The following is a 23,676-nucleotide window of genomic DNA, read 5'->3' on the forward strand; positions in this document are numbered from 1 at the left end:
AAATAAATTTACTCTACCCAACCGCCACCCAGCGCGGTAAACAGATTAATTTCGTTAACCTGTCGGGAATAGGTAAGATCGAGAATGGTTTGCTGCGTAGCGAAGAGGGAACGTTCTGCATCCAGCACTTCTATGTAGCTGACAGCACCACTTGCATATAATCCTCTGGCACGCTGGAGAGTTATCTGAAGTGAATCAAGATAACGCTGCTGTGACTCAAGTTGCTGGCTAAGGCTGTCGCGCAGCGCAAGCGTGTCGGAAACATCCTTAAAGGCTGACTGAATTTTTTGTTCGTAATTAACCACCGATTGTTGCTGGCGAATTTCAGCCAGCTTCAGATTGGCTTTATTCCTGCCAGCATTAAAAATAGGAATTTCAATTTTAGGGATAAAATTCCACATTCCACTTCCTGACGTAAACAGGCTTGACAGCTCCGTACTGCTTGCGGAAAGACCACTGGTCAGGGTAATGGAGGGGAAAAAGGCCGCTCGCGCTGCGCCAATATTGGCATCAGCCGCTTTCAGCTGATATTCCGCTTCCATAATATCCGGTCGCTGCAGCAAAATTTGTGAAGATAGATTTGGTGGCAATTTTACTGGTGCGATCTCCCCGCCTTTCATCCCTTTTTCTGACGGAAGTGCGCGGTACGTTCCCAGCACCAGTTGCAGGGCATTGTTTGCCTGAGCCAGATCGCCTTCTCGTTTGGCTATTTCGGCGCGGGTACTTTCGATTTGTCCTCTCGCCTGTTCAAGTGCCAGAACGTTCGTACTCCCGGTCACGAGCTGTTGCTCAACGAAAGCATAGGACTGTTCATAATTTTTCAGCGTTTCCCGCGCAATACGGAGTTGTTCGTACGCCAGTTGCTGGCTGAAATAGCTCTGTGAAACGTTGGAGACCAGCAGGATGTGTACGGCCCGACGGGCTTCTTCGCTGGCAAAGTAGTTCTGGCGGTCAGCATCACTCATGTTCTTAAGTTTGCCGAAAAAATCGAGCTCATAGCTGAGCTCCAGTCTCGCGTCGTACTCCTGTGTGGTCGGCTTGTCACCTTTCAGACCACCGCTGTATGTTATCCCGGATGAGGCATTCAGCTGGGGATAACGATCTGCATCCGTGACGTTGAACTGGGCTCGGGCCTCTTCAACCTTCAGGGCAGCCATTCTCAAATCACGGTTATTAGTCAGAGCTTCACCGATCAACCGGGTAACCTGGGGATCGACAAAAAAGTTACGCCAGCCCGTATCCTGATAGCCATTTACCGCTGGCGTCAGGCTGTTATGGGACAGTGAAAACTGCTGGGGTACCGGTGCTGCGGGCCGCTGATATTCAGGCGCAAGCGACACGCAGCCTGCCAGGATGAATATCGTGCTAATGCTGAGTAATTTTAATTTGAACATAACGCTTCTCGTCCAGGCAGACCTGGTAAATGGTTCAAATGAAGTCCAGAGTATTGATAGGGGTACTTTACCTAACGCTCTCTGTTTGCCGAGTGACAGGATAATGACAATGTTGTCATTTTTGCTGTAATCCGTTGATAACGATCGTGGGCGCAATAGAATGACATTAGCAGCCAGCCGGGGAGCAAGATGAAAATATTGATCGTCGAAGACGAAATTAAAACAGGTGAATATCTCAGCAAAGGGCTTACAGAGGCAGGGTTCGTAGTGGATCACGCTGATAATGGTCTTACCGGATATCATCTCGCCATGACAGCCGAGTATGATTTAGTCATTCTGGATATCATGCTACCTGATGTGAACGGCTGGGATATCATCCGCATGCTGCGCACTGCCGGAAAGGGTATGCCGGTCTTACTGCTGACAGCCCTCGGCACGATCGAACATAGGGTCAAAGGACTGGAACTGGGTGCGGACGATTATCTGGTTAAACCCTTTGCGTTTGCCGAACTGCTCGCCCGGGTGAGAACCCTTCTGAGGCGGGGAAACACGATGATCACGGAAAGCCAGTTTAAGGTGGCTGACCTCTCGATTGATCTCGTATCCAGAAAAGTCAGTCGCGCCGGAAACCGCATTGTGCTCACCAGTAAAGAGTTCAGCCTGCTGGAATTCTTCATTCGCCATCAGGGAGAGGTTCTTCCCCGCTCCCTGATTGCCTCTCAGGTCTGGGACATGAATTTTGACAGCGACACTAATGCGATCGATGTCGCAGTAAAGCGACTCCGCGCTAAAATAGACAACGATTACGAGACAAAGCTGATCCAGACAGTCCGGGGCGTGGGCTACATGCTGGAGGTCCCGGATGCATAGCAAACCTTCCAGACGCCCTTTCTCACTCGCTCTGCGGCTGACCTTTTTTATCAGCCTGTCCACGATACTGGCTTTTATCGCCTTCACCTGGTTTATGCTGCATTCTGTTGAAAATCATTTTGCCGAGCAGGATGTCAGCGATCTTCAACAAATCAGCACCACACTGAACCGTATACTGCAGTCCCCGGTGGATCCGGATGATAAAAAAATAAGCAAAATAAAGGAATCAATTGCCAGCTACCGCAACGTTGCCCTTTTGCTCCTCAATCCCAGGGGTGAAGTGCTCTTTAGCTCAGCTCAGGGGGCGGCACTACGCCCGGCAGAGAATTCAGCAGATTTTAGCGAGCACAGCCGCGCACGGGATGTCTTTCTCTGGACGGTGGAGGATCCTGCGGGACCGATGGATACCGGGTCCGAAATGAAGATGGAAACATACAGGATTATCGCCTCCTCTGGTCAGGCGATATTTCAGGGCAAACAGCAGAACTATGTCATGCTGACTGGCCTATCCATTAATTTCCATCTCCATTACCTCGATGCGCTGAAAAAGAACCTGATTGCGATTGCCGTCGTGATAAGCCTGTTGATTGTTCTGATCATTCGAATCGCTGTCCGTCAGGGGCACCTGCCCCTTCGTAATGTCAGCAATGCCATTAAAAACATCACCTCCGAGAATCTTGATGCGCGACTGGAACCGACACGCGTTCCCATTGAGCTGGAGCAACTGGTTATCTCGTTCAATCATATGATTGGAAAGATTGAGGATGTCTTTACCCGCCAGGCCAATTTCTCTGCCGATATCGCGCATGAGATCAGAACGCCCATCACCAATCTGGTGACGCAGACTGAAATCGCACTGAGTCAGGATCGAACACAGAGGGAACTTGAGGATGTCCTCTATTCCAGTCTTGAAGAGTATAACCGGATGACCAAAATGGTCAGCGATATGCTGTTCCTGGCACAGGCAGATAATAATCAGCTGATACCTGACAGGGTCATGTTTGACCTCAGAGCGGAAGTCATGAAAGTCTTCGAGTTTTTCGAAGCCTGGGCCGAAGAACGCAATATCACGCTCAAATTTAACGGGATGCCCTGCCTGGTTGAGGGAGATCCACAAATGTTCAGAAGGGCGATCAATAATCTGTTATCCAATGCCCTGCGTTATACCCCGGAGGGACAGGCAATCACCGTCTCAATAAGAGAGCAGGAGAGCTTTTTTGACCTTGTGATTGAAAATCCGGGGAAACCAATCCCTGAAGAGCATTTATCAAGGCTGTTTGACCGTTTTTATCGGGTAGATCCGTCCAGACAACGAAAAGGAGAAGGCAGCGGCATCGGCCTTGCGATTGTGAAGTCCATCGTGGAAGCACATCACGGAAGAGTGCAGGTGGAATCGGACATACGTTCAACTCGTTTTATCCTATCCGTGCCCAGACTGGAGAAAATGATTCCGGAAACCCAGTACTGAGAATAAAGATTTAAATGACAAAGATGTCATTAGCCTGTCATGCAGCAAACAGAAGCCATTCGATATAATTAGTGCAACTTATCAGGAAGGCATTATTACTTCATCCATACACGGCATCAGCACAAGCCAGGAGTTGTATTAAAGCCTCATCCCGGCGGAATAAGGTCTGTAGAGTTGTCAGTTGTACTACTGAGGACACAGATCGAAATTCACGGACATCACTAATTCAGAAATGGAGAGTTACCATGAAAAATATCGTCTTAGCATCAGTGTTAGGTTTGAGCTTAATTTCTACGGCCTGGGCCACTGAAACTGTAAATATCCATGAGCGTGTCAATAATGCTCAGGCTCCGGCCCATCAGATGCAGTCTTCTTCAACTCCAGCCGCCATCCAGGGGGCAGCTCCACGGATGGCCGGTATGGATCAGCATGAACAGGCTATTATTGTTCATGAAACCATGAACAATGGTTCAGCAGATGCACATAAAAAAATGGCGGAAAGTCATCAGAAGATGATGGGAACTGGCACCGTTAACGCTTCCCGTCCGGCGACTTCGTTTGCGGCGATGAATGAACATGAAAGAGCAGCTGTTGCCCATGAATTTACGAATAACGGTCAGTCCGGCCCCCATCAGGCTATGGCTGATGCACACCGCCGCATGATCAATGCGGGCTGATGACAACTGAAGTTTCCGTGCGGTTACCCTTTCCTTGATAGATTGTCCCTTATACGGATATGTTGTTATTTTTTGCCCCCTTCAGGGGGCTTTTTTGTCTGACTCAGCTAAACTTATCCGGTAACCATCTGAAAGGGTTTATTATATGAAAATCACAAATTCGCTTTTTGTTATACTGATGTTATCCCTGCCAGCGATTTCCGCAGAACATTCAGAAATGAAAATGTCAGATATATCCTCATCGGCATCGTCACAGGAATATATGTCCGGCATGAAAGGTATGCATGACAAAATGATGGCCGCTGTAAAAGAGTCCGATCCCGACAAGGCTTTTGCGAAAGGCATGGTAGCACACCATGAAGGGGCAATAGCAATGGCTGAGACCGAGCTAAAATACGGAAAAGATCCGGAAATGAGAAAGCTCGCGCACGACATCATTAAAGCTCAAAAAGGTGAAATTGAGCAGATGAATAAATGGCTTGGTAATCAAAAATAATGATTGCGGAAATAATATATTGCGCGTACAGTCAGAGTGTTCCCGGGCACGGGAACCTGTTAATCGTTAATTAATCAAAACCCGATTCATTTCGGGTTTTTCCTTTTACCCCCCCCAACGCATGCACTGCACCGAGTGAAATTCACCTGAGCCAATTCTGCTTGCTTATTATTTCGATGGGAATTGCTGATTTTAATTAAGCCTATGTTTTAAAGGTGTTTCTCATGCCTGGGTTTGGCAGGGGTTCGTCCTGTTCTCTGGTCATGCGCAATGGCAATTCGCAGTCAGGGCTCAAGACTACTTTTACCTCTTTTTTAACAGAAAGTTTCTGGACCCGATACTTGCCGGAAACATCATCTGCTGTTCATCCCGACCAATAAAACGAAGGTATCACTCTCGTTTGAATCTCACTTACTTTCCATTTTGTAATAAAGAATCAAGTTTTCCAGTGATATATCAATACCAACTTTTTTTAATAACCTTTTTCGCGCAGTGTATATTTCTTTCAGCATATCTTCATAACCCTGACCAAGGTGAATTTGTTTATGGCAATTGCAACACAGAGATATGATATTTTCTTCAACATCAAGAGATGTGTCAAAAGCATCTTGCCTGGACATAGGTACAATGTGATGAGGTTCTGTGTAATTTAAGGATGAATTTCGCCTTCTGAATGTTGGGTGGTCACTATCGACTTCACATCTGTAACCTGCTTTATTCAGCGCATTTTGGGATACGCCTTTACTCCTGGGATACGAGAGGCCATTTTTTACTTCTATTGCATTTTTCTTTGGTTTGGCTTCCCCTGTATATTCAAACGTCTGAACGTTGTCAAAGATATTACTTTTCTCTATGGCATTGATCAACTCATCGTCAGAGTAATACTCACTGCTGGCCATTTCTGTTGTACCAAAAAAATCCAGTTCGTTAATTGCCTGAACAAGTTCCTCACGAATTGTCCATAAGTTTCTTTTGGGTTTTCCGCCGATTTCTTTACTCTTCATTACGGTAATGAATTTTGTACCGGATGCGATATTTCCGACACCTTTAACCTCGAATCTACCAAGTTCTTTTTGAACTCTGCCACCCAGTCCGTTTATGACTCCATTAGCACTCATGCTGTGCAGGTCGTACTTCTTACCAATATCGAAGCATGTGCAGGAATGATTTGGCTCAATAAACCATTTTTTTAACGCTGCAATACTTTTTGTGTCAAAAACTTTATCATTTGTTAATAAAGTTTTCCATTCTTCCACACTGATATCAATGTCACAGACATACTCTCCATCAATCACTTCGCATATTTTTTTAATCACATTCATTCCCCTGTTATACAGATAGTCATAATGAAAATATAAAGCTCGCTAACCGGTATGGTTGCGTAAGGACCGTAGTCTCTCAGAGACCGTGCTTTCTTTTTTTTCAGGCCTGGACACTAAAGGGTCTGTTGCACCCCGAAAAAATTTGTTGCGGGGATTGCTCATTGAGATGAGCCTCTGCTCGATCATACCAGATCAGCAGGCTGCCCCCAATGCTATGGCTTCTTAGTTTGGCCATTATCCGGCCTTCCTCACGACCAATAAAATAGAGACATTACCCGTGACGCTGCCACCGTCTCAGCCCGGAACGATCAGTGAGCGCTTCTGATGACCTTCGGTTTTTTTAACGAAGCGGGTGGGATACGGTTTGTTGCTGAAATCTTAATAATAACCAACAACTGATGCTAATTTCGCACTTTTAACATATATGAATATAAATGTTATGAATAATTGCATTTACAGGAAATATCATGCGTTTTGTCATCCGGGATCCGAAAAAAGGCAGAACCGGAAGTCTGGGCAGCTATCACGGTCGCCCTGCAGTTTTATGGTTGTCGTAATGAATGCGGTGTGCTTCGTGAATTCCGGAATTTTTTGTAGGGATGGAGAAATATGCGGGTGAATGCGAGAAAAAGGCCGCGCCGGCGGACTTCCGGGAAAGTGGATCAACTGGCTGGCGGGTTTTATATTCAGTTATGCGGTCGCCAGCAGCCGGTGTCACACGGGAATGTCCGGATTCCTGGCGTTGACCGCGCAGCTGCTGCCGGAAAAAGTACTGAATTTTAGCGGCCAAACGGTGTAATTCAAATGACCGGGCGACACGGTATAACGGCACTTTTACTGTACTACCAAAAGGAATAACAAATGATTCAGATTATTAAATTACACGGCGGGGCGATTACTCCTGATCCATTCGAATACAGAATTTTGTTTCATGGCAAATATTTTGCTGCAGTATGGATTTATGCATAGTCAGGCATGCAGAAAGACGGTTATGTTTGATGCTTCTTTTTAGCCGGTTTCCGCAAATGGTTGATTACGTCTGGCGTAGATTTGCGAAGTTAGCCGACGATTGGCGAATTTTAACGACAATCAGCGATTTTCGACGAATGTTTGGGGTGGGCGTGTTCTCTCATCTAAATATAAATTTAAACTTACACAGCAAAAGTAATGAATTTTAGCAGCCAAACGGTTACATAAAAATGTCCGGGCGACACGGTATAACGGCACTTTTACTGTACTGATTACCCTGCTTGTTTACCGGCAGCTCTGGCCGGAAAAACCTTCGCATCGGCCTGCGCACCGTGTTTTATTCACCAGTGCGGCGGAAGGCCTTCAGGCGGGCCCGGGTGTCCCGGGATTTTGGCCAAATTTATTTGAGAAACCGTCTGGAACGAGTGTCCTGACCGAATATAGAGTATGTACCGGCAAGGTAAGCGGTTGGCAGGATGACGAATTACCGAAAATGCGGCCTTAACCAGAAGATGGCCGGGGACTTTCGGACATACCAACGCGCCGGCACTTACCGACAGGATATATTACGGCGTCTTGCCTGCAACTGCAGTTGCTTGACGCCGGCGAACCGGCGCTAGTGTTCCTTATTCATCAGGATGGCATCCTCTATTTCCAATATCATTGCTGATAAGGCAGGTATTTGCTTTGCTTTAATTTCCCGATATTTTTCCCGCGCAGGCATGCCTAAAATACGGTTCACGTGATCGAGGTTAAGTTTCAGGTACTCACCCTGGTCGCTGCTGCTGACGGCAGTTCTGAAGTTAAGCAACATCTGCAGAAAATCCCTGTCGGCCAGACTGGTTTCGCTTGCCCACTCTGAGACAACGTCATCGCCTGAAAGCTCGGCCCATACTGATAGGAAAATTGACAGGTAGGGAACATGGGGAATTATTTTACGGATCTTTTTCTCTTTGAGCCGCGCTGTTAACGCCTGGCGTAGCATCTCTGTTTCTTCGGCAGTAAAGAGAGATGTCTGATTATTGCGTTGTGCGTTGCGCTGAGGCAGAAAATTACGTAGATATATAGCGGCCCATGCAAACGCTTCGGACTTGCGGAAAAGACGACAAAGGAAACGCATCGTTTCCCTTCGTCTGACTGACAGCAGCTGATGTGTCAGCTGCGTGACGAGTGGATCGATGCCGGTATTTTCCTGACGATAAAAAATGTCTCTTTCACGATAAAAGGGCAGGATGCGATCGCTACAGCGGAAAAAAAATTTCAGCAGATTGCGCTGAACTTCCGCACCGGATTTTTCTGTGACGCCGGGAGTGAGTCGCGTCAGAATATGCTCAAACCAGGTTCGGGAGGAGATGCCGTTATCAGTCACGCTTTCCATAAGTCGGGCTTCCAGCGCATCATAGTTCCTGGCAGCGAGCGCAATAATCTGCTTAATATCGGCATCAGACATCACGTTCTGAGGGGCCGAAAATGAAAAATAATAGCGCCAGTAGATACTGCTCCCCAGCCGGCGCTGATTTGTTGCCTGTTCCGCTTCTGCTGGCTGCTGTCTTTCAAACAGTTGCAGGGTACCCCTATTAAATCCGGTAATGCCCGGCAGCCACGAATGCAGTTCCCACATGGAAGCGGCCCTGGATACCCCGAACTCTTTCAGTGCGGTCTCCAGATTGTCGAGCTGCACAGCCTTCTCCTGCTCATCTACCGAGCCGTCACGGCTGACGACCATAGACCAGGCGGTCAGGTAAGCTTCAGTCCAGGATGCAAACGCAGGATTAACGGTATTAATCAGCTGCAGGAGACATAAATCAGGAAAATAGACATAATCCCGGAGTCCATGATACCGAAAACGAATGGCATTGAGTGCCTGGTTTACTTCCCGTGGGGTGGACAGATTTTCTCCGTAGACCTCGACAAAACGTGCCAGTAACTCCTTACTGTCTGCATCAGGCTCTTGCTCACTGACCTGGTGCCATAATGACAGGGCGCTTTCACGGAATGCCCGACGCAGCGTAAAACTCTCCGGCATGGGCAGAGCAAATGAAAGCGGGACTATTTTCTGCAGATAAAGCCGTCCGTCCGGTACACCCAGCCCGCGTTCAACAGCATGTGCCAGTACCTCCCTGTCATAACACATGACATAGCGAAATCTGGAGAAATCGGCCACCGAACGAACCATCCGTAATATCTCGACCGCCTGAGCAGGCTCAAGCCTGTCCAGGTCGTCAATGATAATAATAAAACTGATCCCCAGCGCGGTGATTTTCTGTTCAAGCTCTGTGCGCAGTTCTGCAGCCGTTTTCTGCCGTTGGTGCAGGTCCGTGTCTGACACTGCTGCCATCACATCGGCGACAATCTCCAATCCGGGAACGCCGAGTTTGCCGGCCAGCCGAGCTGCCGGGGCAAGCCTACGGGAAGTCTGCTGCGCATAATTAGCCAGCGTACCGGCTAACGTCGTCACGTTATGCATATCCTTCTGAGCCTCGGTATCATATTTCGCCAGCCTGCCCGCAATGGTCAGCAGCAAGGATGTTACCGGACTCTCATCCGGAGAAATAAGCCACGGTGAAAATGGGACTATTTCGGTACTGTCCGGAACCTGCTGCCTGAGCTGGCCAGTCAGCATATTAAGGAGGCTTGTTTTCCCTGATCCCCATTTGCCCTCGATACCGATAACAGTGCTGATATTTTCATCCAGCATACAAATGCTGCGGGCCAGTCCGTTCGCAATGACTGTAAAACCATAGCGATCGTCTTCCGCTTTTACCACCGGCCCTTCAAAGCCGGCCCGGGACAGTTCTGATTCAGCAGCCATTTATATATCCCCGTAGAGGCAGCGCAGCCCGGTCAGAGCCTCCGCCAGCGAGCCTTTATCACAATGCGTGGTGAGCTGCCTGACCAGCATCTCAAAGGCCTCCGCCGGCAAAAAAATTCGCAGCCCGTCGATCCCGAAAAATCCTTCCTTTGTGACGTGTCCGGGCGGGGAGAACATCACCCGCTCTCCCTGATGCCCGTGCGCCAGCGCCTCCGGATGGCGGGCATACAGCGTGAACAGGCCCAGCAGTTCGGAGAACACGTCCCACCCGTACGGCACCACGAAATCCTGTCCGGTGATCAGCAGGTGCAGACGCGGCGTGTTATACCAGGCGCCCGGGCGTTCGCCGCGTTGCTGGCCTTCGGTACGGATATCGAGACGCAGCGTGCCGGCCTCAACGGTTTCCGTCACGGCCGGGATCATCGGATGCAGCTCCTCTGCCAGGGCTCTGGCTTTTTCCGTGCTCCAGTCCAGCCCGCGCAGAACCAGGGGGAAAATCTCTTTCATACGCAGCAGCGTGAATATCTCAGCCAGCTGGCTGTCAGGCACGTTCGCCAGTTCAAAGCAGTCACTTTCCAGCGGGCGCAGGAGATATTCGGCATACGCCTGATCAACGACCGGGCGCAGCTCTGACCGGAACTGGTCAAACTCTTCCGTCCAGTTTTCCCCGGCCAGGCGGAAGATCCCCTTCAGGTAGTGGCTGTCCACCGGGCGGCCATGCTCCACCTGCCAGGCCAGCAGGTCGCGGGTGATGTCGAGCAGCGTGCCCAGGGCCGGAAGAGTGGCCAGCCTGTCCCTTCCTTGCAGAAAGGCTTCCCTGGCATGAACCAGAATGAAGCGCAGCTCGTCGCGGGAAACGGGGGCGCTGCCAAAGGTCTGGCCGAGAATAATATGCCGGTACAGTTGCCGGACCGTGGCCTCCGGATCGGCAATCAACTGAAACCAGCCGTCGCCGGCAGCAACCGTTTTGAGACCGTCATCGAGGAAACGTTCGGCTAAGGCGTTGACCGAGGTATTTTCGCGACCGGCGCGCATTTTCAGCGCTTCGATCAGCTTTTTATGAAAACGAAGGTTAAGCTGGCTGAGCATCATCTTTCCTTTTATCTTTGCTTTTGCCTATATGCTAGCGTAGCAGTATTATAAATAGCTATTGCATAGATTCACTGCTGACTCTTTTTTGTGATGACTGTTGTATCGGTGAAAGTGATGGTCGTATTGCTATATTGCTGTCTGTTCCTTCTCATTTCTCTGTGGATCCGAAAACCTCTAGTTCCGGATCTCTGGCTAAGCCGATTTGGTGAAACGAAGTTTGCTATAGCTGGTAATAATTTCCGTGATAATGGGGAAGGGTCTCAGTCCCGTCAGCATGGTGCCGTATGTATCAGCACCGGAATGGTAGAGAGCATCTGATAGGCGCGTTCGTATATAGAGAAACTGGATGCATGTGGTCACGTTTATGCCCTTGTAAAGGCTTACGGTAACTATTAGTTTATGGTCTGTACTGACATCCCGGCTGAATCGCCACGGATAATCTAGACACTTCCGAGCCGTTGATAATACTGGTTTTCATATTCTGTCGGTGACATCTGATCGCTAGAACCATGCCGACGCTTACTGTTATAAAACATTTCGATGTAATCAAAAATATCGCTGCGGGCTTCCTCCCGCGTTCCGTAGATCTTTTTCTTTATCCGTTCGCGTTTCAACAACTGGAAAAAGCTTTCTGCAACCGCATTATCGTGGCAGTTACCGCGACGGCTCATGCTGCCCTCCAGTCCGTGTGATTTCAGGAACGACTGCCACTCATGGCTTGTGTACTGACTGCCCTGATCCGAATGAACCAGCACCTGTTTTTGGGGATTACGCCGCCATACAGCCATCAGCAGTGCGTTCAGGACAATGTCCTTTGTCATCCGGGATTGCATGGACCAGCCGATAATTTTGCGTGAGAACAGATCAACAACCACAGCAAGATACAGCCAGCCTTCGTGGGTCCTGATATAGGTTATGTCGGTTACCCAACGCTCATCCGGAGCATCCGGATTGAACTGTCGCTGGAGCCTGTTGGGCGACACAATACTGGCCTCGCCTTTACGTGCCCGCGGGCTCCGGTATCCGACCTGAGCCTTTATCCCGACACGTTTCATCAGTCGCCAGACTCTGTTGACTCCGCACTGTTGCCCGCTGTCCCGCAGATCCAGATGGATCTTGCGATAACCATAGACCCATCCCGATTCCAGCCAGAACTGTTTAATCTGTCCTGTCAGTCTCAGGTCTGCCCGATGGCGTTGTGAATGCGGCTGCTGAAGCCATGCGTAAAAGCCACTGGGATGAACATCCAGCACCCGACAGAGCAGGCGAACAGGCCAGCAACGGGCGTTGTCACGGATAAAGGCGTACCTCAGTCGGACAGTTTTGCGAAGTACGCCGCGGCTTTTTTTAATATGTCCCGTTCGTCAGTAACCCGCTTCAGCTCTTTCTGGAGACGGCGGATCTCGGCCTGAGCATCTGACTGTTCTTTATGAGTGGAGGAATCCGGACCGTACTTCTTTATCCAGGCGTAAAGGCTGTGGGTGGTGATATCGAGACGTGTTGCAACGCTGGAAACAGAATAACCACGATCAACAACCTGTTTGACTGCTTCAATTTTAAACTCTTCGGGATAACGCTTACCGCTCATGGGCACCTCTCTTTAAGCCATCTTAAATGACTCTGAGGTGTCTGTTAAACCCGTGGCGATTCACGTGCATAAACAAGCTGCGTGGCTACGGCAGTCTCTGCTCAGCTTCACGGCGGACATCAAAAGAGAATTACTTTCTTCATGACCAGGTTCAACTTTAAAACGCTTAGGCGCGGTTTGTCCTGCGAAGTACACCTTCAGCCAGTAAGGCTCAGCCATAACCAACCTCCTACGTTAATTATGAAAGCATGAATACTTGAAATGATGAAAACATGGGTAAAGTAATCTTGTTTATTGGCAAAGGGGTAGCGAAACCTTGCCAATAATCTTATGAATCCTTCTTTTGACCTGGATGAAGAAAAAAGGTTTAACAAGATAATAAGATGTTATCTTGTTATCTTGTTATCTTGTTATCTTGTTATCTTGTTATCTTGTTATCTTGTTATCTTGTTATCTTGTTATCTTAGCTTTGCGTCGCGGACCAAAGTTGCAACCTCGTCAGTCGACAGCTTATCTAATGCTATCAGCGCAGCTCTAACAACATCAGATCGACCTACACCCGTAATCCCCGCGTTCATGGCATCCCTGATTACTGCATCAATGTTAACCAGATTTTCTTCCGTCAGGGAAAAACTTATGGGCTTTGCTTTGGCATTCTGCTTACGCTGCGAAGTTTTTTCAGGCGTTGCCTTATCAATGCCAGCAGTACCACCATTTATGAAAGCAGCTTCATCGCGCGGTGGAATGTTAGTTCTGTTTCTCACAAAATCACCTCTTTAACCAGGGCTTCAATCTCTTCCTGTGCTTTGGCATTCTGAGTTTCATAAATCGTCATCGATTCAGCCCATGCATCACGATGAGCTTTCCGATCACACACACGGGATTCGGCAAGGCTCATCTGCGGGAAGTCTTTCAGTACCTCAGCTGCCTGATTCGCCTCATTTACAAACATATTGGTCGGCGTCATGTTCAGCACCAGATAACCTTTAACGTTTTCGTTGAAGTCCTTCGCTGCTGTGAAAACTGAGCATGTGTGAGGAACGACGTCTAAATCCATTTGGGACGGTCTGAGTGGCGAAATGAACACGTCTGCGGCCATCAAGCCACTACGCATTTCAGCACTGTCTCGACCTGCACAATCTGCGATCACATAGTCATAAGACTTTTCATGTTCCTTCAGCATCGCCTTGATGTTCCCGGTCGCACCAGTCACAGGAAGATGTGGTAGTTCTTCTGGACGACTGTTGTACCAGGTCAGGACCGATTTTTGGTCATCAGCATCAACGATGAGCACACGCTTACCAAGCGACATCAAGTAAGCTGCGATTGATACCGCCAGTGTACTTTTACCAACACCGCCCTTTTGGCTACCTAAGACTATGATCATAGTATCTACCCAAGTATGTTAAGATGTTAAGTTAGCAAGTTATTAAGTTCACAAGCTGATAAGTTAATAATATCTAACAGGATGAAAAACACAAGCAAATTGCCTTGATGATAACTTAATAAGTTATTAACTATTTTTCTTCCTATTGATTAATAACGAATTTATTATTAGTATCTTAGCAAGATATGATGTTAGTAACTTAATAATGTATGATTTTGTTAACTTGTTAAGTTGTTAGTGAATGAGTGAGATAGGTAGCGATTATCATCTGCTGAATGATTCTGCTGTTGAGCAAGGATAACGCAGCAGAGAGCAGTCGAGGGGGATCGAACTAAGGGTATAGACGAGATGGGGTACTTTAGGTGATTCCCATGAAGGACAGCCCTTCATGGGAAACAGCACAAGTTATTGAGCAGCTGGAAGGGACAGAGGTGCAGAAAGGATATTGAAAATAAGACGTCCATCCGCCTCTTTCATGATCACTTTTAAAGGCGTCAGTTTATTGATTTTTTCCAGTGCCGGTGTAAGGAACGTGCGCTTCATTTCAGCAAAATTCGAACGTTGAGATTCAGGAAGTTCATACCTGGCGGCCAGCCAGTCAGCTGAGGTAATCCAGATACCTGACGAACGGTACTGGCACAGGCTCTCGTAAAGCCTGATGACGCGAACGGAATTGATGCGCCCACAGTCCAGTAACGTGTAGGTTGTGAACTGGCTGGTCAGGCCCATAAGATATGGCATCACCTTGCTGTTTATCTCAATATTCCATTGGCCACGCCCACGCTTAAGTCCCGCTTCAGCAAGCCACGGGCGTCTGATCTCCTCATAATCACCCTCGGTAGGGAAAAAGGTAACCTGACGGTTTCCCAGTTCCTCGATGCCCTTTCTGACATCAGTACTTGCCGTAGCTTGTGACACCTTGAAATAGCGTTGATAGTCGGCGACCCGAACTGTGAATAAACCTGTGTGTTCGCTCTCGTGATAGGTTTGCATGAGGCATAGCCATAGCACACGCTTCGCCTGCAGAGGGAGGTAATAGGCGGCTTCAGTTAACTCGTTAGACTGCGCGATCTTGAGCTGGCTATGCGCTTTTTTTTCAGTGATTTCAGCCATTTTCACAACGCCTTGTGAGGATGTGGGAGGTTTTATTTTTTCCCATACTGGCATAATAAAACGTTACGTCAAAGCAAACTTTCTGTATTTCCCATACTGTGCACAATATCGGATCTCAACTTTAGCTATTTCCCATACCGACTTTAGCTGTTTCCCATACAAACTTAAGGCGTCTCCCAGAAGAACTTAAGCCATTCCCCATACTAACTTAAGCTGTTTCCCAACAAGATGCCCTGAGAGCCGCGCCAGGACTGGCCTGGTGAGCTTCTAAAAAGAATTAAAAAGAATAAAAAATATATATAAACTTATTAAAAATATACCTGGGGATAACCGACTCGGTGTGGATATATGGGAAATACCTAAAGTAAGTCACCACACCTTACGGTACGCAGGGTTGCATGAAAAATAAGGGCAGAGCCTTCTACAGTGCGCCTGTGTGAAGTGAATATGGGAAAGGGATAAAGTAGGTATGGGAAACAGCTAAAGTTAAGCGAGTTATCCCCACTATGAGTTATCTGTGGGAAACAGCTTAAGTTTTACTGGCAGAACTGTGTGAACGCGCAGTATGCATGTATTGTGATATTGCGCTTCCTCACACGTTCGCTCGCTACGCTCGGTCACGTGTTTGCGGCGAGCACTACAGACATTCGTACACCCCCCCATAATTCACATAATCCTGGCTACAGGTATATCTTTCCAGCGAGTGGTATAGGCCGGCGACAACATCTCACGTTTCATTTGCCACTCCGGTGCAATTCCCCGACCGGCAAACCACACCCTGCCAGGACCGGTGTGATTTATATTATCCAGTACCTGCATCAGCTCTTTACTGTGTGGCCGCGGGGGCTGCTCATCAAACAGGTTCAGCTGAGCCACGCCTGTGGAACTGAAATCATTAAGCATCACGCCGGCTTTGGCATACCGGTGGCCATCTCGCCAGATGCGCTCCAGCGCCGCTACAGCGGCCGCAATAATGTCCCGGGTGTCCTGGGTAGCCGTCAGCAGCTTCTCGCTGGCCACGTTGCTGTAATACGGCTCGTTTACCGCGAAGGGTGAGGACTTGATAAATACAGATATGTGCCGGCAGAACTGGCGCTCCCCACGTAGTTTCTCTGCAGCGCGTTCAGCGTACTGGCAGACGGCCTGCCGCATAGCTTCAAAAGTAACGATTTTTTCACCGAAAGACCGGGAGCAGACGATCTGCTGTTTTGTGGGGGGCGCTTCTTCCAGGCTGATACAGCTTTCACCGGCCAGCTCCCGGACTGTGCGCTCAAGTACCACACTGAAATTTTTTCTGATAAACGTTGGGTTGGCGCGCGCCAGCTGCAGCGCGGTTGTGATCCCCATAACCCCGAGCTTTATGGCAATGCGTCTGCCCACACCCCAGACTTCCTCCACTGGCTGCAGTGACAACAGTTTTTCTGTTCTGGCCGGGTTATCGGCAGTCAGGGCCAGCACGCCGCGAAACTGTGGCCACTCTTTCGAGGCCCACTGTGCCGATTTGGCGAGTGTTTTTGTTGGGCCCATTCCCACACCGATCGTCATCCGGGTGCAGGCATAAACGTGCTCCCGCAGCTGGCGCCCGAAGTCCTCAAACGCCATGCATCCATCAACGCCCCGCAGGTCGAGGAACATCTCATCGATGCTGTACTGTTCAACCCTGGGGGACAAGTCCTCAAGGCACGTCATCACGCGGTTCGACATCGAGGCATATAGCTCGTAATTGCTTGAGAATACATGCAGTTTTTCAGGATAGGTGCCGTTTTTAATCTGGAACCACGGCGCCCCCATCTGCACATACTTCTTCGCTTCACGCGACCGCGCGATACAACACCCGTCGTTATTACTCAGGATCACCACCGGCTTACCCTTGAGGTCCGGCCGGAACACCTGCTGGGCGCTGGCGTAAAAGGAATTCACGTCTGCAAGGCCGAACATCAGAACATCTCCCTCGGCCGGTGAATGATGTGCGTCACCACGCCAAAGATATCGAGCTCATCCGGATCAGGGTAAATCGGCGGGAAGCTGGCGTTCATGGCCAGAAGGGCCAGCCGAGGGCGTAGCTGCAGGCGTTTGACCGTAAATTCTCCTGCCAGGCAGGCCACCACAATATCGCCGTGGTCTGGCCTCTCGGCGCTGTCCACAACCAGTAAATCTCCGTTGTATAAACTTCCGTCCCGCATACTTTCCCCGCTGGCACGCAGGAAATACGTGGCGCTGCGGTGTCTGACGCAGTAGTCGTTCAAATCCAGCTCCGCTTCCACATAGTCCTGGGCCGGAGAAGGGAAACCGCACGCAGCCTTATCGGCAAACAAAGGGAAAACCTGCGGCAGGCAAAGACTGGCAGGCTTGAAGGTCACCAGTTTCATTTTTTTTTGACTCTTATTAGCTGTATGTATATCCAGTATAAGCAACTAAAAACAAAAATGTGAAGAGTGGATATAAATACTCATTTTAAGAAAAACAGCGTCCACACTGCTAAATGAGTCAAAAATGAATTTTTAAGATACTCATAATGAGTATTTGAAATTGACATAAAGGCACTTTGCGTTAATATAGATACTCATTTTGAGTATCTAAGGGTGTTCGTTATGCTTAACGTGTATTGTGATGATGGTTCGACCAACGTGAAACTTGCCTGGTTTGAAGAAGGAAAATTGAAAACGTCCGTAACGCCCAACTCCTTCCGGCACGGCTGGAAAGTCGCAGACTTTGGTTACAGTGCTCTTAATTACCAGGTCGGTAATCTTAAATACACCTGGGATGCAGTGAGCCGCGATGCTGTGCCGACCACTAACGTGGAATATCAGTATGGCGATCTGAATCTCATCGCCGTACATCATGCGCTGCTCAATAGCGGGCTTTCGCCCCAGCCCGTCAGTCTGACAGTGACACTCCCGCTGAGTGAGTTTTACGATCAGGACTGTCAGAAGAACGAGCAAAATATCGAGAGAAAGCGTCAGAACCTTCTGCGTGACCTCACCGTGAATAAGCGTGAACGTTTTCAGATAGCTGATGTGACTGTTTTGCCCGAGTCACTGCCGGCAGGTTTCAGCCGGCTGGCTCAGCTGAAACCTGGCTCATCGGAAACCACACTGATTATTGATCTGGGAGGAACTACCCTTGATGCCTGTGTAATCGTTGGTCAGTTTGAGGATATCAGCGCTGTACACGGTAATCCGGGTATCGGGGTATCAATGGTGACTCGTGCGGCTCAGGCAGCACTGCGTGTGGCTGAAAGTGAAACGAGTCCGCTGGTTGCAGACAACGTGATCCAGAAACGTAAAGATCGTGCATTTCTGAGCAGCATCATTAATGATGGTGACCAAATTCAGTACGTTATCAAAAAAATTGACGAAGCAATTTCCACCCTGGGTGCGCAGGTTGTCAGCGAGCTTGCGCGGTACCGCAGCGTTAACCGTATTTTTCTGGTTGGCGGCGGCGCCGTGCTTATCGAAGACGCTGTCCGGGAGGCATGGCCGATCGCAGCTGAGCGGATAGAAATAATCCATGAGCCGCAGCTGGCACTGGCCAGAGAAATTGCCTTGTACCGAAGCGAGGTCTGACTGTGCCAGCCGGCAAATACTCCTACTATCTTCACAATGATGACCGGACAGATATGCTTGTTGCCGGCACCATTGAGACAGTGTCAAAAACCTACCGGGGTGATTTTCTGCGCACGGCCGCTATCTCAGGGGGAGTGCTTTACAGAATTGATTGCCGGTTACCAGCGCTCATCACCGAGCTTTTTGACGGGCAGCTTCGCGCCGGACAGGTGGAGTGCCTGATGGCTGCACTGACGTGCCAGCCATCAGCGGTAGCCGGTCTGGGTGATGCCTCTGTCAGTACGATGCGGCCACCTGAAGGGGAGGAGGGGGAAGGGTATCAGCGCCGCCGGCTGAATCTGCAGTTACCGGAAACGGATATTACCGTATCGCTGATCGAAGCGGTGTCCACTCGCCTGCGTGGGCAGATGTTACGCCAGCTTATTACTACGGGTTGCGCACTTCATACCCTGGATGCCCGTCTGCCTCGTCTGTTGGCCAGCCATCCTGTTCCTCCGCAGGATGTGCGCGAACTGGCGGCATTACTTGCCGGCATGAGCGGCGCCACAATGCCGGTAGCGGGAGCGGTACAGGAGCGTGACACGATGAAAACTGACGTTGATACGCTATCAGAGAGCAGTGCCACGACAGTACGCGCAAACATGAAAAAACTTTTGTGAGGAGCAATGAATGGGATCGTTAACCCGTAAAGCTCAGAAATTTATTGCCGGAAAATTGCGTCAGTCGGGCGTTCCTGAGCGTGAATTGCAGAATCGCGTGAAGAAGATAGGGCGAGGTCTGCTGCTGACCAGTATTTTACTGATAGTGCCACTGGTGATTATTGACGATGTTCCACTGGCAATGAAGATCGGGCTGCAGCTGGGGTATGCGCTGCTGATGTGTGCCGGTTTGCTGCTCGCATTTGATGAAGAAAAAAATACACGGTAACTCTTGTGACCGTGAGAACTTAAGCCCGCGCTGCCGGGCTTTTTTTATGTCTTTTCGTGCCTGTGATAATCCGTATTTTTAAAGTGAGCCATCACAGTAGCGTACTTGATCCCCTTTCTGCTTTTCCCCGTTGCAGTACTGGCTCAGTTCTCTCCGTATAACTACAACACTGTCAGGACACCGGAGCCCCCTTCGGCTCCCCGAGCGTACCGCCCGGGTCGTCAGCCCTGCTACGGCAGGCGGCTGCTGCGCACCCGCCAGTCTCCGCCGGACCCCGCTGGGTTCCGGGCCTGCGGCCAGGGTCTGATGGCCGAGGTCAAGGGCATGCAGCCGGCGATGCCGGCAGCGTTCACCACGCCGGTTTCACCGGCGCTTTAATGACGCCCCGCCGTTCCGACGTGTCGGGTGTGTGCATCCTGTTCATGCGGTGAGGCCATCACCCTGTTTGTCCTCCCGCGGAGGGCTGTCTGTAGCACCATCCCCGTTCATAAAACAAGGGTAAATGGCACGCCTGCGGCGCCCTTGTTTTCTGCCCGTGGCTGTCGCTCCCTTGCCCTTTGCCGCGAGAGAACTCACCAGGGAGATGGATTAACCATCCCCGCAGGAGAAAACCAGGATGCACACACAGAAAGTCAAAACCGCCGCTCAAGAATCTTCCAGGAAGATGATTTTAAGGGCGTGAGGCATCCCGGCAGGTTAAGCAGAATTTAAAACCGGAATTAAATCACAGTTAATTCACCAACGAAAAAGAGGTAATAAAAATGGTCAGTTTTGCATCCCGCTACCGTATGCCGACATCAATTCGTAATAACCGTCCGCTGACAAATGAAGAATTGCAGCGCATTGTGCCGAGCGCGTTTTCGGAAGAAAAGCATGATTCACGCTCAGCGCGGTATACTTATATTCCGACCATTACGCTTCTTGAACGTCTGCGTGAAGAAGGTTTTCAGCCCTATTATGCTACCCAGTCACGCCCGCGTGATATTGAAAAACGTGACTTCACAAAGCATATGTTACGCCTGCGTCGCCATGATCAGATTGATGGTTTAGAGGTGCCGGAAATTATATTGCTGAACAGCCATGACGGGTCGAGCAGCTATAAAATGATCCCCGGCATGTTTCGGCAGGTATGCTCAAATGGTCTGGTTGCATGGAAAAACTTCGGAGAAATCAGTGTCCCGCACAAGGGGGATATTGTCGGGCAGGTTATCGAGGGTGCATTTGAGGTGTTGAAAACCTTTGACCAGCTTGAAGGAAATATCGACATGATGAAAAGCGTCCAGCTTAGCCAGCCGGAACAGGAGCTGCTTGCCAGCGCTGCACTGGAATATAAATATGGTGATGCGCATATTCCGGTAACAGCCGATCAGGTTTTACGTCATCGTCGCTATGAAGATAATCAGAACGATTTATGGCGCACATTCAACCGTATTCAGGAGAACGTTATCAAGGGGGGGCTGTCTGGCAGAACGGCGAAAGGAAAGCGAACCACCACGCGAGAAGTCACCGGCATTGACGGCGATATTAAACTTAATCAGGCGCTGTGGAAAATGGCGGAAGAGTTCGCAAAGCTGAAGGCTTGACATTAAGCCGCTCTGATGAGCGGCTTTTTATTTTCCATTATTTAATGTGGGTTTCTCCGGTAAACCCTGCACAGGTCCGCTTGCGGTCGATAATGCAAGCCGCTCACCCGTGATGTTTTTTTGAGCCAGCAGAACGCGATAAATCCGCCTGATATGATCCGCATAGTTGCGGCGCGTCTTGATGAGTTCAATTTTGGGCCCGGCATTATAAATCCCGACACTGTCCCAGTTCCTGCCGTATGAATTGAAATTCTTCGCTAATACCCACGCGCCTGTGTACACGCATATGCACGGCTCTTTTAATAGTCGCTCTCGGGTAATATTAAACTTTTCGAGTTTGCCGTAATGTGAACTGTTGATCTGCATCCCGCATACATCCTCCGATCCATTCGAATTGGCTTTATTGACAGCGTCTGCCTTCAACCGGCTCTCTTTTATGGAAATAGCGACAAGCAGTAAAGGATCAATGCCGTAATCCCGTCCGGCCTGGTCAAAGCACATCTGAGGAGCGCCAGCGCATGACATTGTAACTCCGAGCATAAGCAGGGGCAGATTATTGATTTTCATATATCGCTCACTAAAGCCTCTTGAATCGCACCAGGGCGGGCGCATTAAAAAATACCCTTCGCGATCATCTTTATCAAGGTATTCCTTACAAACGCGCAGGAAGCGCTTTCTGTGCAGCCCTTCGGGCAGGGCTAAATAAAAAAAGAACACTCAGGCAGGTAATACAAAGCCGCTCTTTACCTAACATATAAAACATCACACCCCACGCAAGACTACGTCTTGCAGTTATTATCTGTTGAAACATACACTTATGTTGGAAAAGTTATTGCGGATAGACTGTAATGATGAAAAGGTGTGTTAATTACCACACATTGAAGTGCCTGATTACCACACCTGTTGGTGCCAGAAGAGGCACTGTAAGGTGTGTGGAACGTGTGTTATTATTTAATTCAGTTAGTTAAAAGGAGTTTACTGCCGAACGGTGCCGGAATGACACACATCACAGTGCCTAACTAACACACCTGTATAACCAAAATTTGATATTGACAGTGCCGGATTGCCACACCATATTAGCCAGCATAATAATTTGCAAATTTCCGCCTATTCCGCTTAAGCAGTGCCGGATGCAGCACTGCATGAAATTTCAGGTAAAATAATGCCGCGTAAAAACATCTACTTCAAAGATAAAATCGATCGTGAGATAGAAGATATTCTCGAAATTGAAAGGCAAAAGGGCGCTTCGAACGCAGAGAATAACTATTCCTCCGTTGTTAATGAACTCGTCAGGCTGGGGCTGATGGTCTATAAATCCAAAGATGAAACGAACAGTTTTGACCTGGAAGGCTTTAGAAGGGATGTAATCAGGAAAGTCAGCGGGTCCCGCGAAGGGGTGTTGTTGCTCACCGCATTGATCACTGAAATGTATGTTTTGATGAAAGGGCCGGGTTACAGCAAGACCGTGGACGAGCTGCTGGACTCACATATTTCTGCCATTAATAGCGCCGAGGATGAGGCCGAGTCACACCATTTTGTGATAGACGAAGACTAATAAAAAAGGCCGGCACACGTGCCGGCCATGTGTTTAAACTACTCCTGTTTATCCCACGGAAGCGGCGCTTTCTCCACCTCCGATATCTTCTCTTTCAGAAACCACTCGAATGCAATACAGAGCACTTTAAGTGCCTGACCATCCTCGTTCTGGTCAAGTAGCCGACCTGTCAAATAACCCAAAGAATTCATCAGCCGTGTGAGCATTTCATCGTTCAGGCTGCGTTTATGGACTCTGGCCATTATTCTGATTTCATCTGCCAGATTTTCCGGGAGCCGCATGCTGTACCCTGATGTTTTACCAGGAATAAGCACTCGCTCCCCCTCGCGCCACATCCATGCATCCTCATGTTTTGCCTGTTTAGTTCCCTCATCCTGTTCACTGCCACTATTAAAACCAAGTACATCATCGAGCCACTGTTCAAACTTTACAGCCAGTGAAATTAGACGCTCACCCTCTGCCGTGCGTATAACAGGCTTATCTGGCTGGTAATTCAGAGATATTAATAACCTCGCTATGATTTCATCGTTAACACTTCGCTGGCCCATTCTGGCCAGAACCCGTAATTCCATTAGCAAATTGTCGGGAGCGCGCAGACGCCATTCCACGGTCTCACCTGCACGGAACTTTCGTGGACGGCCGCGACCTTCCCACATGTTTTCTTTAACTTTCATAACTTTAGATCCATGACAACACAGGACGTACTCCTGCAAGGATAAGGGTAAGCATGCGCATATTCGGATATATCTTAAAAACATCACTAAAGTGTGATCTCTGTCACGGTTTTTTTTTTTTAGGGTCATGAGACAATATCACCCGCGTAAACAAGCACTTACGCACACACACTTTGTTTACAT

22 protein-coding genes are annotated in these 23,676 nt (G+C 49.0%); 10 read left to right on the forward strand and 12 right to left on the reverse strand.

Annotated elements, in window-relative coordinates; genetic code table 11:
* Positions 1-8: 8 nt before the first annotated feature.
* Entirely contained in the window at positions 9-1,394 is a 1,386-nt protein-coding gene (gene silC, locus DW58_RS01785; RefSeq protein WP_000475503.1) for a Cu(+)/Ag(+) efflux RND transporter outer membrane channel SilC, read from the reverse strand.
* 189 nt (positions 1,395-1,583) lie between these two features.
* Here silC and silR point away from each other — a divergent pair, with 189 nt between their 5' ends.
* The 4 genes from silR to copM all read left to right on the forward strand — a co-directional run bounded on the left by silR (position 1,584) and on the right by copM (position 4,905).
* On the forward strand, positions 1,584-2,264 hold the full coding sequence (gene silR / locus DW58_RS01790) for a copper/silver response regulator transcription factor SilR (RefSeq protein WP_000697968.1): 681 nt from the start codon (positions 1,584-1,586) through the stop codon (positions 2,262-2,264).
* Positions 2,257-3,732, forward strand: coding sequence for a copper/silver sensor histidine kinase SilS (silS, locus tag DW58_RS01795; protein ID WP_024550661.1), 1,476 nt, complete (start codon positions 2,257-2,259; stop codon positions 3,730-3,732). Before silR ends, silS begins: the two co-directional genes overlap by 8 nt.
* Before the next feature lie 245 nt (positions 3,733-3,977).
* On the forward strand, positions 3,978-4,409 hold the full coding sequence (silE, locus tag DW58_RS01800) for a silver-binding protein SilE (protein WP_007374411.1): 432 nt from the start codon (positions 3,978-3,980) through the stop codon (positions 4,407-4,409).
* A 145-nt stretch (positions 4,410-4,554) separates the two neighbouring features.
* A complete protein-coding gene (copM, locus tag DW58_RS01805; protein ID WP_024550660.1) occupies positions 4,555-4,905 on the forward strand; it encodes a CopM family metallochaperone in 351 nt (116 codons plus the stop codon).
* A 407-nt stretch (positions 4,906-5,312) separates the two neighbouring features.
* Here the strand turns inward: copM and DW58_RS01810 are convergent, their stop codons facing one another.
* Positions 5,313-6,221, reverse strand: a complete 909-nt coding sequence (locus tag DW58_RS01810) for an HNH endonuclease (protein ID WP_007374408.1) — start codon at positions 6,219-6,221, stop codon at positions 5,313-5,315.
* Positions 6,222-6,846: 625 nt separating this feature from the next.
* Between DW58_RS01810 and DW58_RS01815 the strand changes: the two genes are divergently transcribed.
* Positions 6,847-7,026 carry a hypothetical protein gene (locus DW58_RS01815; protein ID WP_024550659.1) on the forward strand — a complete coding sequence of 60 codons (180 nt, stop codon included), beginning with the start codon at positions 6,847-6,849 and terminating at the stop codon, positions 7,024-7,026.
* Between the two features lie 786 nt (positions 7,027-7,812).
* Here the strand turns inward: DW58_RS01815 and DW58_RS01820 are convergent.
* The 8 genes from DW58_RS01820 to umuD all read right to left on the reverse strand — a co-directional run bounded on the left by DW58_RS01820 (position 7,813) and on the right by umuD (position 17,557).
* A complete protein-coding gene (locus DW58_RS01820) occupies positions 7,813-10,008 on the reverse strand; it encodes a KAP family P-loop NTPase fold protein (RefSeq protein ID WP_024550658.1) in 2,196 nt (731 codons plus the stop codon).
* On the reverse strand, positions 10,009-11,097 hold the full coding sequence (locus tag DW58_RS01825; RefSeq protein WP_024550657.1) for a hypothetical protein: 1,089 nt from the start codon (positions 11,095-11,097) through the stop codon (positions 10,009-10,011). It lies immediately after the preceding gene.
* 443 nt (positions 11,098-11,540) lie between these two features.
* Positions 11,541-12,688 (reverse strand): IS3 family transposase gene (locus DW58_RS01830; protein ID WP_152525664.1). Its coding sequence is split into 2 segments (ribosomal slippage): positions 11,541-12,451 and positions 12,451-12,688, totalling 1,149 coding nucleotides; the frame shifts between segments, so codons are not numbered across the junction.
* A 458-nt stretch (positions 12,689-13,146) separates the two neighbouring features.
* Entirely contained in the window at positions 13,147-13,452 is a 306-nt protein-coding gene (locus tag DW58_RS01840) for a hypothetical protein (RefSeq protein ID WP_024550583.1), read from the reverse strand.
* The gene (locus DW58_RS01845) at positions 13,449-14,075 is read right to left on the reverse strand and encodes a ParA family plasmid-partitioning AAA ATPase (protein WP_024550584.1); all 627 of its coding nucleotides are present in this window, start codon (positions 14,073-14,075) and stop codon (positions 13,449-13,451) included. The genes DW58_RS01840 and DW58_RS01845 overlap by 4 nt, the downstream gene beginning before the upstream one ends.
* A gap of 405 nt (positions 14,076-14,480) precedes the next feature.
* Positions 14,481-15,188: a replication initiation protein gene (locus DW58_RS01850; protein WP_024550585.1), complete on the reverse strand. Its 708-nt coding sequence runs from the start codon at positions 15,186-15,188 to the stop codon at positions 14,481-14,483.
* A gap of 666 nt (positions 15,189-15,854) precedes the next feature.
* Positions 15,855-17,126, reverse strand: coding sequence for a Y-family DNA polymerase (locus DW58_RS01855; RefSeq protein WP_024550586.1), 1,272 nt, complete (start codon positions 17,124-17,126; stop codon positions 15,855-15,857).
* Positions 17,126-17,557, reverse strand: coding sequence for a translesion error-prone DNA polymerase V autoproteolytic subunit (gene umuD, locus DW58_RS01860; protein WP_024550587.1), 432 nt, complete (start codon positions 17,555-17,557; stop codon positions 17,126-17,128). The genes DW58_RS01855 and umuD overlap by 1 nt, the downstream gene beginning before the upstream one ends.
* Positions 17,558-17,779: 222 nt before the next feature.
* Between umuD and parM the strand changes: the two genes are divergently transcribed.
* The 4 genes from parM (at position 17,780) to DW58_RS01880 (ending at position 21,264) form a co-directional block, all read left to right on the forward strand.
* Positions 17,780-18,754: a plasmid segregation protein ParM domain-containing protein gene (parM, locus tag DW58_RS01865; protein WP_024550588.1), complete on the forward strand. Its 975-nt coding sequence runs from the start codon at positions 17,780-17,782 to the stop codon at positions 18,752-18,754.
* A 2-nt stretch (positions 18,755-18,756) separates the two neighbouring features.
* Positions 18,757-19,413 (forward strand): plasmid partitioning/stability family protein, encoded by a 657-nt coding sequence (locus DW58_RS01870; RefSeq protein ID WP_024550589.1) that lies wholly within the window; start codon positions 18,757-18,759, stop codon positions 19,411-19,413.
* 10 nt (positions 19,414-19,423) lie between these two features.
* Positions 19,424-19,681 carry a hypothetical protein gene (locus DW58_RS01875; protein WP_024550590.1) on the forward strand — a complete coding sequence of 86 codons (258 nt, stop codon included), beginning with the start codon at positions 19,424-19,426 and terminating at the stop codon, positions 19,679-19,681.
* A gap of 761 nt (positions 19,682-20,442) precedes the next feature.
* Positions 20,443-21,264, forward strand: a complete 822-nt coding sequence (locus DW58_RS01880; protein WP_024548227.1) for a DUF932 domain-containing protein — start codon at positions 20,443-20,445, stop codon at positions 21,262-21,264.
* Between the two features lie 27 nt (positions 21,265-21,291).
* Here the strand turns inward: DW58_RS01880 and DW58_RS01885 are convergent, their stop codons facing one another.
* Positions 21,292-21,831 (reverse strand): lytic transglycosylase domain-containing protein, encoded by a 540-nt coding sequence (locus tag DW58_RS01885; protein ID WP_024548226.1) that lies wholly within the window; start codon positions 21,829-21,831, stop codon positions 21,292-21,294.
* Between the two features lie 595 nt (positions 21,832-22,426).
* Between DW58_RS01885 and DW58_RS01890 the strand changes: the two genes are divergently transcribed.
* Positions 22,427-22,819, forward strand: coding sequence for a relaxosome protein TraM (locus DW58_RS01890; protein WP_024548225.1), 393 nt, complete (start codon positions 22,427-22,429; stop codon positions 22,817-22,819).
* Between the two features lie 38 nt (positions 22,820-22,857).
* Here DW58_RS01890 and DW58_RS01895 read toward each other — a convergent pair whose 3' ends face one another.
* Entirely contained in the window at positions 22,858-23,493 is a 636-nt protein-coding gene (locus DW58_RS01895) for an Arc family DNA-binding protein (protein ID WP_024548224.1), read from the reverse strand.
* Positions 23,494-23,676 lie beyond the last annotated feature (183 nt).

This window comes from Siccibacter turicensis LMG 23730, assembly GCF_000463155.2.
In the GTDB taxonomy this organism is placed as follows: Bacteria; Pseudomonadota; Gammaproteobacteria; order Enterobacterales; family Enterobacteriaceae; genus Siccibacter; species Siccibacter turicensis.

Bases quoted from the DNA above. Each gene is read 5' to 3' on its own strand.
- silC (WP_000475503.1), bottom strand. From the start codon at position 1,394: ATGTTCAAATTAAAATTACTCAGCATTAGCACGATATTCATCCTGGCA.
- silR (WP_000697968.1), top strand. From the start codon at position 1,584: ATGAAAATATTGATCGTCGAAGACGAAATTAAAACAGGTGAATATCTC.
- silS (WP_024550661.1), top strand. From the start codon at position 2,257: ATGCATAGCAAACCTTCCAGACGCCCTTTCTCACTCGCTCTGCGGCTG.
- silE (WP_007374411.1), top strand. From the start codon at position 3,978: ATGAAAAATATCGTCTTAGCATCAGTGTTAGGTTTGAGCTTAATTTCT.
- copM (WP_024550660.1), top strand. From the start codon at position 4,555: ATGAAAATCACAAATTCGCTTTTTGTTATACTGATGTTATCCCTGCCA.
- DW58_RS01815 (WP_024550659.1), top strand. From the start codon at position 6,847: ATGCGAGAAAAAGGCCGCGCCGGCGGACTTCCGGGAAAGTGGATCAAC.
- DW58_RS01820 (WP_024550658.1), bottom strand. From the start codon at position 10,008: ATGGCTGCTGAATCAGAACTGTCCCGGGCCGGCTTTGAAGGGCCGGTG.
- DW58_RS01825 (WP_024550657.1), bottom strand. From the start codon at position 11,097: ATGCTCAGCCAGCTTAACCTTCGTTTTCATAAAAAGCTGATCGAAGCG.
- DW58_RS01845 (WP_024550584.1), bottom strand. From the start codon at position 14,075: ATGATCATAGTCTTAGGTAGCCAAAAGGGCGGTGTTGGTAAAAGTACA.
- DW58_RS01850 (WP_024550585.1), bottom strand. From the start codon at position 15,188: ATGGCTGAAATCACTGAAAAAAAAGCGCATAGCCAGCTCAAGATCGCG.
- DW58_RS01855 (WP_024550586.1), bottom strand. From the start codon at position 17,126: ATGTTCGGCCTTGCAGACGTGAATTCCTTTTACGCCAGCGCCCAGCAG.
- umuD (WP_024550587.1), bottom strand. From the start codon at position 17,557: ATGAAACTGGTGACCTTCAAGCCTGCCAGTCTTTGCCTGCCGCAGGTT.
- parM (WP_024550588.1), top strand. From the start codon at position 17,780: ATGCTTAACGTGTATTGTGATGATGGTTCGACCAACGTGAAACTTGCC.
- DW58_RS01875 (WP_024550590.1), top strand. From the start codon at position 19,424: ATGGGATCGTTAACCCGTAAAGCTCAGAAATTTATTGCCGGAAAATTG.
- DW58_RS01880 (WP_024548227.1), top strand. From the start codon at position 20,443: ATGGTCAGTTTTGCATCCCGCTACCGTATGCCGACATCAATTCGTAAT.
- DW58_RS01885 (WP_024548226.1), bottom strand. From the start codon at position 21,831: ATGAAAATCAATAATCTGCCCCTGCTTATGCTCGGAGTTACAATGTCA.
- DW58_RS01890 (WP_024548225.1), top strand. From the start codon at position 22,427: ATGCCGCGTAAAAACATCTACTTCAAAGATAAAATCGATCGTGAGATA.
- DW58_RS01895 (WP_024548224.1), bottom strand. From the start codon at position 23,493: ATGAAAGTTAAAGAAAACATGTGGGAAGGTCGCGGCCGTCCACGAAAG.